This window comes from Klebsiella sp. CN_Kp073, assembly GCF_040065495.2.
Lineage (GTDB): Bacteria > Pseudomonadota > Gammaproteobacteria > Enterobacterales > Enterobacteriaceae > Klebsiella > Klebsiella aerogenes.
The window spans coordinates 1,692,757-1,704,932 of record NZ_CM198051.1 but is presented as its reverse complement, the minus strand read 5'-3'; the positions used below and the strand labels follow the sequence as shown (position 1 = coordinate 1,704,932).

Genomic DNA, 12,176 nt, shown 5'->3' with positions numbered 1-12,176 from the left:
GGGCAAAGTTTGCACTCATTGTGCGTGAGGTGGCGCACATAATCCAGTAGCCGTCACGATAATTATTGAAATTGGCGCAACCTTTCATTTTTACCGCTGCGGTTGGACGTTGTCGATGCGCCACGCCAGCGAGCCCCGCCGCTACCGCGCGCAATCATAAGTACTGTAGATGTTCTGAGATGTTCTTTATAACTCGTATTAATGATGCAATAGCTTTGCGCGACGGGAAAGTGAAAGTTGCTCACCGGTTAATGAAATATCTGTATTATTAAGCATTACACATAGATACCCGAGGAGCCCTGCATGGAACTGCTTGAAGAGCATCGCTGTTACGAGGGTCGACAGCAACGCTGGCGTCATCACTCCAGTACCCTGAACTGCGCCATGACGTTTAGCATCTTTTTACCGCCGGCGACGGAAACCGCCCCGCCGCCGGTGCTGTACTGGCTATCCGGTTTGACCTGCAATGACGAAAACTTTACCACTAAGGCCGGCGCTCAGCGGATAGCCGCCGAACTTGGCATTGCGCTGGTGATGCCCGACACCAGCCCGCGCGGCGATGACGTCGCCGATGATGCCGGTTACGATCTCGGTAAAGGCGCAGGTTTTTACCTCAACGCCACTCAGGCGCCGTGGGCGGCGCATTTTCGCATGTACGACTACCTGCGCGATGAGCTGCCGCAGTTAATTAACAACCAGTTTCAGGTCGCCGACCGTTGCGCCATCAGCGGCCACTCGATGGGCGGCCACGGCGCGCTCATCGTGGCGCTGAAAAACCCAGGGCGCTTTACCAGCGTCTCGGCCTTCGCGCCGATCGTCAACCCATGCAAAGTTCCGTGGGGACAAAAAGCGTTCAGCGCCTATCTCGGCGATGATGAGGCGACCTGGCAGGAGTGGGACAGCTGCGCGCTGATGCAGGCAAGCCAGGCCGGGGATGCCATTCCGACTTTAATTGATCAGGGTGACGCCGACCAGTTTCTCGGTACCCAGCTGCAGCCCGCGGTCCTTGCAGAGGTGGCGCGACAGAAACAGTGGCCGCTGAGCCTGCGTATCCAGCCCGGCTACGACCACAGCTACTATTTCATTGCCACCTTTATAGAAGATCATCTGCGCTTCCACGCGAAGCATCTGTTTAAATAGTCCCCCTTCCCCGCCTCGCCGGGCATCCTCCGCTTGCCCGGTTTTTTATCATCGTCAGGAACTACCTTGTCGCTACGGGCGATAATTTGTTATTTAAAACACAATACATATGATTTAGCATATATGTACTCCGATGATAATCTGGTCAACTATGATAAAACCTATCCAGCTGTTTAAAATTCTGGCGGATGAAACCCGTCTAGCCATCATCATGTTGCTACGTGAGTCCGGCGAACTGTGCGTCTGCGATCTGTGTGCCGCCACCGGGCAATCCCAGCCGAAAATATCGCGTCATATGGCGATATTACGTGAGTCCGGACTGGTGCTCGACCGTCGGCAAGGGAAATGGGTCCACTATCGCCTCTCGCCCCATATGCCGGCTTGGGCGGCGGAGATCATTGCCGCATCCTGGCAGAGCATGAGAGAAGATATTGACGAATGGCGCACGAAATCAGCGTGTAGCACCTGTTGATACATATATATAAACGCATATATTGGAGTAGTGAATGTTGTTGGCAGGTAGTCTCTTTTTATTCACGCTGGTGTTGGTAATCTGGCAGCCCCGGGGCCTCAGCATCGGCTGGAGCGCGAGTATTGGCGCAGTGCTGGCGCTGGTCAGCGGCGTTATTCATCCCAGTGATATTCCTGTGGTCTGGAATATCGTCTGGAACGCAACTGCGACTTTTATCGCGGTAATTATCATCAGCCTGCTGCTCGATGAATCGGGCTTTTTTGAATGGGCCGCGCTGCATGTCTCCCGCTGGGGCAACGGGCGCGGTCGTCTGCTGTTTAGCTGGATTATCCTGTTAGGCGCGACCGTTGCGGCGCTGTTTGCTAACGATGGCGCAGCGCTCATTCTGACTCCCATCGTCATTGCCATGCTGCTCGCTCTGGGGTTCAGCAAAAGGACAACATTGGCCTTTGTCATGGCAGCCGGGTTTATTGCCGATACCGCCAGCCTGCCGCTTATCGTTTCTAATCTGGTAAACATTGTCTCTGCTGACTTCTTCCGGCTTGGTTTTACGCAATACGCCTCTGTAATGGTTCCTGTTGATATTGCTGCCATCGCGGCCACGCTGGGCATGCTGCATCTGTTTTTCCGCCGGGATATTCCGGCAACCTACAACGTCACTTTGCTGAAAACGCCTGCCAGCGCGATTAAAGATCCCGCAACCTTCAAAGCTGGCTGGGTTGTTCTGCTTTTGTTGCTGGTTGGTTTCTTTGTTCTTGAACCGCTGGGACTGCCCGTTAGCGCCATCGCCGCTGTCGGAGCCGCTGTTCTGTTTGCCGTTGCGAAAAAAGTCACGCCATCAATACCGGTAAAGTATTGCGCGGCGCGCCCTGGCAGATCGTTATTTTCTCGCTGGGTATGTACCTGGTGGTCTACGGTCTGCGCAATGCGGGCTTAACGGAATATCTGTCGGGTGTTCTGAATATGCTGGCGGATAAGGGACTGCTGGCGGCAACGTTTGGCACGGGCTTCCTGACCGCTTTCCTGTCGTCGGTAATGAACAATATGCCAACGGTCCTGGTGGGCGCGCTGTCGATTGAAGGAAGCACCGCTTCTGGCGTTATCAAAGAAGCGATGATCTACGCCAACGTGATTGGGTGCGATTTAGGCCCCAAAATCACGCCAATAGGCAGTCTGGCGACCCTGCTGTGGCTGCACGTACTGTCGCAGAAAAGCATGACCATCAGTTGGGGATATTACTTCCGCACCGGCATCATCATGACGCTACCCGTGCTGTTTGTCACTCTGGCCGCGCTGGCGCTGCGGCTCTCTCTCACTCTATAACGAGACACTTATATGAGTAATATCACCATCTATCACAACCCGGCCTGCGGCACGTCACGTAATACGCTGGAGATGATCCGTAACAGCGGTAATGAACCCACCGTTATTCACTACCTTGAAACCCCGCCAACTCACGATGAGCTGGTTAAACTTATCGCAGAGATGGGGATCGCGGTGCGTACTCTGCTACGCGAGAATGTTGAACCTTATGCCCAGTTGGGACTCGCGGAGGACAAGTTCACCGACGAACAGTTAATAGAATTTATGCTCGCTCATCCCATCCTGATTAATCGCCCTATTGTGGTCACTGAACGGGGAACCCGCTTATGTCGGCCTTCTGAAGTGGTACTGGATATCCTGCCCGATCCGCAGCAAGGCGCTTTTAGCAAAGAGGATGGAGAAAAGGTGGTGGATGAAAGAGGCAAGCGGCTGATACCTGGCGGATAGCGGCGTACACGTTTTATCGGGGCTGCCGCCACTGAAGTTACTTCAGCGGCGGCAGACAGTTTATCGCTATCAGAAGCGGTAATCGACGGCCATAAAGTAGCGACGGCCATCTTCGGTGTAGCTGTAATCGTCGCGGTTCAGATCTTTGTCGCCAACGTTAAGCACGCCGGAGCGCAGTTTCACGTTTTTACTGACCTGCCACGCGGCGCCGATATCGAACATGGTATAACCGCCTGGGGTTTTACCCGTCGCGCTTACCGCACGCTGCTCGCCGGTATAGTTGGCCGTGACGTAGAAAGACCAATCCTCCAGCGGTTTCCAGTCGAGGGTACCGTTAGCGGTATGGAACGGCAGCGTCTGCAGCGGTTTATTGCCGCCGTTGCTCAGATCGCGACCATCGTTATAGGTATAGTTGACCGTCAGTTTCCACTCTTCGCCGAACGGAACCTTCACTTCGGTCTCCACGCCTTTAATCCGCGCTTTGTTGACGTTGAAGTAGCGGAATACCGGCACGCGCTTACCGTTCACGGTCTTCCAGCCGACGAAGTTCGGGTAACCCGGCGCCTCGCTGGCGCTGGAGGTGCGCAGGATGTCGATCATATCGTCAACGTTGTTCTGGAAGGCGGTCACGCTGCCTTCAACACCTTCCAGCCAGCCCTCTTCACCGCTGTAATACAGACCAAGCTCAAAGCTTTCGCTGGTTTCCGGCTTCAGATTCGGGTTACCGATAATGCTGCAGCTACCGCGACAGGAGTTGGTGGTCCAGTCCGGGTTCAATTGCAGCAGCGACGGCGCTTTAAAGGCCGTAGCCCAACCGCCTTTCACGGTCACGGTATCGGTGGCGTTATAGACCAGGTACGCACGCGGGCTCCAGTGATCGCCGTAGGTTTGGTGATCGTCCATACGAATGCCGGTGGTCAGCGCCAGCGGTTCAAAGATCCGCCACTCATCTTCGAGGAACAGCGCGTACTGGCTGGCGGAAGTCGATTTGCCGCCGCTGCTCAGGTTTACCGGATCTTTGAGTTTATCGTGGCGCCATTCACCGCCGAGGGTCACGATCTGGTTGATCATACCCAGCGGCATCACATATTTACCATCGACCGCATTACTCTCAGAAGTAATAGTGCCCGCCTGCCCTGGATTTTTGTTATCCACTTTCTCGCCGTAGAATTTCACTTCGCTATTGCCGACATCCCAGCGCCCGTTATGGGTCAAAGAGTAGTTCTGACGTTCGAGGCGGTTTTTGTCGAGCGAGTCTGAATCGCGATCCTGGCGATCGAAACCGTAGCCGGCGGTAATGTCCTGGTTCTCCGTTGGCGTCCAGGCGAACTCAACGTTGCCGTCGCGGCTGGTAAAACCTTCAATGCGCGGCGTTTCGCCCGCGGCGTTGCTGGAAGATTGCTGATCGTCTTTACTGCGTTTCGCCAGGCTACCGTAGGCTTTCATCCCCAGCACGCCGTCAATCAGCGGGCCGCTGGTGAAGAACTGACCGTTATAAGTGTCACCGCGATCGCGGTGTTCCTGAATGGTGGCATCGCTGCTGAGAGTACCGGTCCATTTCTGGCCGATTTTTTTGGTAATGATGTTGACCACGCCGCCGAGCGCGTCGGAACCGTACAGGGAAGACATCGGGCCGCGCACTACTTCAATCCGCTCGATGGAGTCCACCGGGATCCAGTTAAGATCGAAATCGTTATGGCGGAAGACAGCATTACGCGAGTTCACCCGTTTGCCATCGATCAGGATCAGCGTATAGCTGCTACTCAGGCCGCGAATACTCACGCCCTTACGGTTATCCCCTTCGTTGGTGAGCTGAACGCCAGGCACATCGCGCAGCACGTCCTTCAGGTTCTGCACCGGCTTACGCTGCAAGTCCTGTTGGGTGATCACGCTGATACTGGCGGGGGCATCTTTGACGCTCTGTTCAGTCGCCGCGGCGGTGACAACCAGCGTTTCGTCATCATTTGCGGCCAGCGCCGGAAATGCCAATGCTACGACGGACGCGCACAGTCCCGCCCGGGCAAAAGGGTTTAACCTGAACATACCAAATCTCCATGAGGTCAACTACAAATCAAACAAAGGGTGCTGCTTGCACATCCTGTCGACACGCGGCTCTGGCGGCTGCGCGCAAATTTTTACAGTCGATGTGGCTGGTCGCCCCTTGCCTTTCATGGTTGAGCGGCAAGATATGGAGATTGGCTTCATCCTGAATTTGCCGAAATGATAAGGATAATGATTACAATTATCAATACAATTATGAAGAAGTGTGTCCGTTTGTAAGTCTTGCAGGCATAAAAAAAGCCCTCTTTAAAAGAGGGCTTTATCGAAAGCGGCAGTGTATGAAGTTAGCCTTTAAAGCGTTCCGGGAACTTCATCTCGCTGTAGCGCACGAAGCGGGTACCTTTCACCAGCTTGTAACCAAACCAGATAACCAGGAACAGCGGAATGCCGATGTAGGTCGCCGCCACGCCGCCCCAATCAATGGTGTCCTTGAGGAAGGCTTCGTAGTTCTGGCCCAGCGTGATGATAAGGCACAGTACGAAAGCGAAGATCGGCCCCAGCGGGAAGAACCCGGAACGGTACGGCAGGTTATTAATATCGTTACCCTGCAACACGTAGCCACGACGGAAACGGTAGTGGCTGATCGCAATCCCCAACCAGGCGATAAAGCCGGTCATCCCGGAGGTGTTCAGCAGCCACAGGTAGACCGTCTGGTTGCCGAACATCGAGGTCAGGAAGCACAGCGCCGCAATCACGGTCGTCGCATACAGCGCATTGCGCGGTACGCCGCCTCTCGACAGCTTCGAGAAAATGCGCGGCGCTTTGCCGTCGCACGCCAGGGTATACAACATACGCGTAGAGGCGTACATCCCGGAGTTACCCGCCGACAGCACCGCCGTCAGGATAACCGCGTTCATGATAGCCGCCGCAGAGAGCAGACCGGCGTGCTCGAACACCAGGGTGAACGGGCTAACGGAAATATCTTTAACGTCGTTACGCAGCAGGCTCGGATCGGTATACGGGATGATCAGGCTGATAATCAAAATCGCGAAGACATAGAACAGCAGGATACGCCAGAACACCTGACGCACCGCGCGCGGAATGTTCTTCTCCGGATTTTCCGATTCGCCCGCGGCAATACCGATGAGCTCGGTGCCCTGGAAGGAGAAACCGACAATCATCGCCACGCCGATCATCGCCGCAAAGCCGCCGGCAAACGGCGCGTCATCAATGCCCCAGTTGCTCCAGCCCGCCGGCGTCGTGCCTTCGAAAATGCCAAAAATCATCATGATGCCGACGATGATAAAGATAATCACGGTGGCAACTTTAATCAGCGAGAACCAGTACTCCGCTTCGCCGAAGCCGCGTACCGAGATCCAGTTCAACAGGAACATGATACCAAGGAACAGCGCGCTCCAGATCCAGCCGGGGGTATCCGGGAACCAGTAGCTCATCACCAGCTGCGAGGCAACGAGGTCAACGGCGATAGTCACCGCCCAGTTGTACCAGTAGTTCCAGCCCAGCGCGAAACCAAAGCCTTCTTCTACGTAGTTCTGACCGTAGGTCGCAAAGGAGCCTGAAACCGGCATAAACGCCGCCAGCTCGCCGAGACTGGTCATCAGGAAATACACCATCAGACCGATCAGAATGTAGGAAAGCAGCGCGCCACCGGGGCCTGCCTGTGAAATTGTTGCGCCAGAGGCAACGAAAAGACCTGTACCGATGGAACCGCCAATAGCGATCATGGTCAAGTGGCGCGCTTTTAGCTCGCGGCGGAGCGTGGGCGCTTCTGTGGTTTTAGTTTCCGAAACCATGTGAAAATGCTATCCATCCAAAAAATGAGGCGCGATTGTAGCAGACGATCGTCCGTCCATCCGGTACAAATGCAAAGTTATAAGAGAGCTTCATGATCTGACACAAATTATTAGTAAAGCAGTAATCCTGCATTGGCGCATAAAAAAACAGACAAAAAATCGTGGCTTACGCCAGCGCTATACCTCGCAGTAACGGATAAAGCGCTGCAGCGCCTTGGAAACGTGCTTTTGCCGGTGACGAATACGCCACAACGTGCGCGTCAGGCGCGGTAACGGCAGCTTGAGCTCCACCAGCGTTCCGGCTTCCAGCTGTTCGGCAATCACCCGCCGTGACAGGCAGCTGATGCCTAACCCATGACGGACCGCATGTTTAATCGCCTCCGAGTTGCCAAGCTCCATGCCCAGTTGAAATGCGGGCAGATGCGACAACAGCACGTAGTCGACGATTTCCCGCGTGCCGGAGCCATGCTCGCGCAGGATCCACTGCGCTTCCGCCAGCCGTTGCAGCGTCAATTCGCCCTCTAAGAACGGCGAGTCAGGGGCGGCGAACACCACCAGTTCATCTTCAATCCACGGCTCGGCGATAATATCCGCCGCGTGGCACGGCCCTTCTATCAGACCAATATCGACGCGCAGATCGCTGACCGCATTAATCACGTCCTGGCTGTTGCCGACGCTCAGCTCCAGCGGTAGTTCGGGGAAATCGCGGCGGTAGCGGGCGATGATTTCCGGCAGAATATAGTTGCCAATGGTGCTACTGGCATAAACGCGGATAGCGCCATTATCGCCGCGAAACAGCTGTTCTATCTCTCCGGCGCGCTCCAGCAGGGCCAGCGCGCGCGGATAGAGCAAGCGGCCGTGCTCGTTGACCACCAGCCGTTTGCCAACGCGGTCAAAAAGCTGAACGCCGAGTTGCCCCTCCAGGTCGGTCAGCGCCGCGCTCACCGCCGACTGCGACAGCGCCAGCATCTGTGACGCCTGAGTCGTCGACCCGCTTTTCAAAACCTCAGCAAAAACTTCCAGTTGCCGTAGCGTGATATGCATAACTCACCTTTGTATTAGCCCAAGCTGGATAACCGTCAACGCTATGTTGACATAAATCAGCAGGGCTGTGGCCTGAAGGATGAAGGGTTTATCACTTATTCCGATAGATTATAAATATATAATCAATTTTATTTTTAAACCAGCCAGTCGTATTCTTTGCCCAGACAAAGGAGAAGGTTATGACAGCACTCACTTTACCCACTAAACATCGCACCCTGTGGCATTTCGTCCCAGGCCTGGCGCTGACCGCCGCGTTGACCGGCGCCGCCCTGTGGGCAGGCAGTTTTCCTGCTATCGCCGGCGCGGGCTTCAGCGCGCTGACGCTGGCTATCTTGTTCGGCATGGTGGTCGGTAACACCGTTTATCCAAAGATTTGGCAGTCCTGCGATGGCGGGGTGATTTTCGCCAAGCAGCATCTGCTGCGCCTGGGGATCATTCTGTACGGTTTTCGTTTGACGTTCGCCCAGATTGCTGACGTCGGCGTCAGCGGGATCCTGATTGACGTACTGACGCTTTCCAGCACCTTCTTTATCGCCTGTTTCCTCGGGCAGAAGGTCTTCGGTCTCGATAAACACACCAGTTGGCTTATCGGCGCCGGTAGCAGCATCTGCGGCGCCGCGGCGGTTCTGGCCACCGAACCGGTCGTCAAAGCTGAAGCCAGTAAAGTGACGGTCGCCGTGGCGACAGTGGTTATCTTTGGTACCATCGCCATCTTCCTCTACCCGGCGATGTATCCGCTGCTGGCGCACTGGTTCACTCCGGAAACCTATGGCATCTATATGGGCTCCACCATGCATGAAGTCGCGCAGGTGGTTGCCGCCGGTCACGCGGTTAGCCCGGACGCCGAAAATGCCGCGGTTATCGCCAAAATGCTGCGCGTGATGATGCTGGCTCCGTTCCTGCTGTTCATCGCCGCTCGTGTGAAACAGCTGGCGCCAGCCGGTAACGGCGAAAAGAGCAAAATCACCATTCCGTGGTTTGCCATCCTGTTTATTCTGGTGGCGGTGTTTAACTCCTTCCACCTGCTGCCGAAAGCCGTCGTCGATATGCTGGTCACGCTTGATACCGTACTGCTGGCAATGGCAATGGCCGCGCTGGGCTTAACAACCCACGTCAGCGCGCTGAAAAAAGCCGGCGCTAAGCCGTTGCTGATGGCGCTGGTGCTGTTCGTCTGGCTGATTGTTGGCGGCGGCGCGATTAACTTCGCTATCCACCACCTGATTGGCTAAGCAGTAAGTTTCTCGTCGATATTCATTCATTGCTGTAACTCTCCGGTTAAGCCGCTATCATTACCCTCCCCCCAGCGGCTTAACTGGAGTTTTTTTATGAAATACATTGGAGCGCACGTAAGCGCCTCCGGCGGGCTGGCCAATGCCGCCATCCGCGCCGCCGAAATCGAAGCGACCGCCTTCGCCCTGTTCACCAAAAATCAGCGTCAATGGCGCGCCGCGCCGCTCACCAATGACGCGATTGCCGAATTCAAAGCCGCCTGCGAAAAATATCACTTCGGCCCGGGGCAGATCCTGCCGCACGACAGCTACCTGATTAACCTCGGTCATCCGGTCGAAGAAGCGCTGGAGAAATCCCGCGAGGCGTTTATCGATGAATTAACCCGCTGCCAGCAGTTGGGATTAACGCTGCTCAACTTCCATCCGGGCAGCCACCTGCAGCAGATCCCGGAAGATGAATGCCTGGCGCGTATCGCTGAATCCATCAACATCGCGCTGGCGAAAACCGAAGGCGTGACCGCGGTTATCGAAAATACCGCCGGTCAGGGCAGCAATCTTGGTTTTAAATTTGAACATCTGGCCGCCATCATTGACGGCGTTGAAGACAAATCCCGCGTTGGCGTCTGCATTGATACCTGCCACGCTTTCGCCGCCGGTTATGACCTACGCAGCGCGGAGGAGTGTGAAAAGACCTTTGCCGAATTCGAACGGATCGTCGGCTTCCAGTATCTGCGCGGCATGCACCTCAATGATGCCAAAAGCACTTTTGGCAGCCGCGTCGACCGTCACCATAGCCTCGGTGAAGGCAATATCGGCCATGATGCTTTTCGTTGGATCATGCAGGATAACCGTTTCGATGGTATCCCGCTGATTCTGGAAACCATTAACCCGGATATCTGGGCGGAAGAAATTGCCTGGCTGCGGGCGCAGCAGACCGCCGAAGTGGCCTGAATTCAGGAACAAAAAAAGGGCCGATGAATCGGCCCTTTTCTATTGCGCTGATATTACGCCGCTTTTTCAACTTCCGCTGCCGGCGCTTCCGGGCGCTTCAGCACCGCGTAAGAGAGACCCGCGACCAGCGTACCGGCAATAATCGCCAGCAGATAACCCAGCACCGGAGTGATGGCGCCAGGGATCAGCAGGACGAACAGACCGCCGTGCGGCGCCATCAGTTTCGCGCCTACCGCCATCGAGATAGCGCCGGTCACCGCGCCGCCAACGATACAGCAAGGCAGTACGCGCATCGGGTCACGTGCGGCGAATGGAATCGCCCCTTCGGTGATAAAGCACAGCCCCAGAACCAGCGCCGCTTTACCGCCTTCACGCTGCGATTTATCGAACTTGTTACGAGCAATCAGCGTTGCCAGGCCAAGCGCCAGCGGTGGCACCATACCGGCCGCCATGATCGCCGCCATCGGCGCATAGGTTTGGGTACTCAACAGACCCACACCGAAAGCATAAGCCGCTTTGTTCACCGGCCCGCCCATATCGGTACACATCATACCGCCGAGGATCGCGCCCAGCAGCACCGCGTTCGCCGTCCCCATGGTTTGCAGCCAATGGGTCAGCCAGGCCAGGATACCCGCCACCGGTTTGCCAATCAGGTAGATCATTGCCAGGCCGACAATCAGGCTGGAAATCAGCGGAATGATCAGAATCGGCTTCAACGCTTCCATACTCTGCGGCAGCTTCAGCTTGGTGCTGATTAACTTCGCCACATAACCGGCAAGGAAACCGGCGATAATACCGCCGATAAAGCCGGAGCCGCCGCTGACGGCCAGCATACCGCCGATAAGACCAGGCGTCAGACCCGGACGGTCAGCGATGGAGAAAGCGATAAAGCCCGCCAGTACCGGCACCATCAGCGCAAAGGCTGAACCGCCGCCGATTTGCATCAACGCCGCCGCCATGGTGTCTTTCACTTCAAACGCTTTAATACCAAACGCGAACGACAGCGCGATACACAGCCCGCCCGCGACCACCATCGGCAGCATGTAGGATACGCCGGTCAGCAGGTGACGATAGGCGCCAGCCGACTCTTTTTTACCTTCACCGGACGCCTGCGGTTTGCCGGATGGCTGGTACGGCTTCGCTTCCGCAACGGCTTTATCCAGCTCCTGCGCGGTTTTCTTCAGCGCCAGGCCGGTGGTGGTGCGATACATCGGTTTACCGGCGAACTTCGCCAAATCGACTTCGATGTCGGCGGCGACGATGACCAGATCCGCCTGCTCCACCTCTTCCGGAGTAATGGCATTACCCGCCCCCACGGAGCCACGGGTTTCCACTTTCACCCACCAGCCGCGTTTTTTGGCTTCGGTTTCGATGGCTTCCGCCGCCATAAAGGTATGAGCAACGCCGGTCGGACAAGCGGTAACGGCGACAATACGTTTCTGCCCCTGAGCGGCGGCCGGAACGGCTACCGCCGCTGGCGCAACGTACGGCTTAGCGTGGTCTTTCGCTTCGCCGAGGAACAATTCCGGATGAGCGACTGCACGGTTAATATCGCCCAGATAGACGTTTTTACCGTTCAGCGCGCTGTCAGCCGGCAGCGCGGTTCCCAGCACGATGGCCAGTTCAGCATCGTTCGGGTTATCAATCAACTCAAGGTGCGCTTTCTGCGCCGCGGCGCTGAGCAGGGTCTTCGCCATGTAGGCGCGAGCCTGTCCAAGCCCGGCATCAATAATCAGCAGCGTTTTCATTATGCCT

9 protein-coding genes and 1 pseudogene are annotated in these 12,176 nt (G+C 56.0%); 6 read left to right on the top strand and 4 right to left on the bottom strand.

The window, feature by feature from the left end; translation table 11 throughout:
* Window positions 1-303: 303 nt before the first annotated feature.
* From fghA to arsC, 4 genes and pseudogenes are all read left to right on the top strand, one after another.
* Entirely contained in the window at window positions 304-1,140 is an 837-nt protein-coding gene (fghA, locus tag ABLV66_RS08290; RefSeq protein ID WP_045391298.1) for an S-formylglutathione hydrolase, read from the top strand.
* A 151-nt stretch (window positions 1,141-1,291) separates the two neighbouring features.
* Complete coding sequence (locus tag ABLV66_RS08285; RefSeq protein ID WP_047044926.1) at window positions 1,292-1,612, top strand: metalloregulator ArsR/SmtB family transcription factor; 321 nt, start codon at window positions 1,292-1,294, stop codon at window positions 1,610-1,612.
* 34 nt (window positions 1,613-1,646) lie between these two features.
* A pseudogene (locus ABLV66_RS08280) lies at window positions 1,647-2,935 on the top strand (arsenic transporter).
* A 12-nt stretch (window positions 2,936-2,947) separates the two neighbouring features.
* A complete protein-coding gene (arsC, locus tag ABLV66_RS08275) occupies window positions 2,948-3,382 on the top strand; it encodes a glutaredoxin-dependent arsenate reductase (protein WP_020078288.1) in 435 nt (144 codons plus the stop codon).
* A 69-nt stretch (window positions 3,383-3,451) separates the two neighbouring features.
* Here the strand turns inward: arsC and cirA are convergent, their stop codons facing one another.
* The 3 genes from cirA to yieE form a co-directional block, all read right to left on the bottom strand.
* Window positions 3,452-5,425 carry a catecholate siderophore receptor CirA gene (cirA, locus tag ABLV66_RS08270; protein WP_045391307.1) on the bottom strand — a complete coding sequence of 658 codons (1,974 nt, stop codon included), beginning with the start codon at window positions 5,423-5,425 and terminating at the stop codon, window positions 3,452-3,454.
* Between the two features lie 302 nt (window positions 5,426-5,727).
* Window positions 5,728-7,197 carry an amino acid permease gene (locus ABLV66_RS08265; protein ID WP_045376788.1) on the bottom strand — a complete coding sequence of 490 codons (1,470 nt, stop codon included), beginning with the start codon at window positions 7,195-7,197 and terminating at the stop codon, window positions 5,728-5,730.
* Between the two features lie 177 nt (window positions 7,198-7,374).
* On the bottom strand, window positions 7,375-8,241 hold the full coding sequence (gene yieE, locus ABLV66_RS08260) for a DNA-binding transcriptional regulator YeiE (RefSeq protein ID WP_015365699.1): 867 nt from the start codon (window positions 8,239-8,241) through the stop codon (window positions 7,375-7,377).
* A gap of 179 nt (window positions 8,242-8,420) precedes the next feature.
* Here yieE and ABLV66_RS08255 point away from each other — a divergent pair, with 179 nt between their 5' ends.
* Entirely contained in the window at window positions 8,421-9,470 is a 1,050-nt protein-coding gene (locus ABLV66_RS08255; protein WP_045391310.1) for a YeiH family protein, read from the top strand.
* A 96-nt stretch (window positions 9,471-9,566) separates the two neighbouring features.
* Window positions 9,567-10,421 carry a deoxyribonuclease IV gene (nfo, locus tag ABLV66_RS08250; protein WP_315711228.1) on the top strand — a complete coding sequence of 285 codons (855 nt, stop codon included), beginning with the start codon at window positions 9,567-9,569 and terminating at the stop codon, window positions 10,419-10,421.
* 53 nt (window positions 10,422-10,474) lie between these two features.
* Here the strand turns inward: nfo and fruA are convergent, their stop codons facing one another.
* Window positions 10,475-12,169: a PTS fructose transporter subunit IIBC gene (fruA, locus tag ABLV66_RS08245; RefSeq protein ID WP_045391316.1), complete on the bottom strand. Its 1,695-nt coding sequence runs from the start codon at window positions 12,167-12,169 to the stop codon at window positions 10,475-10,477.
* Window positions 12,170-12,176: the final 7 nt, after the last annotated feature.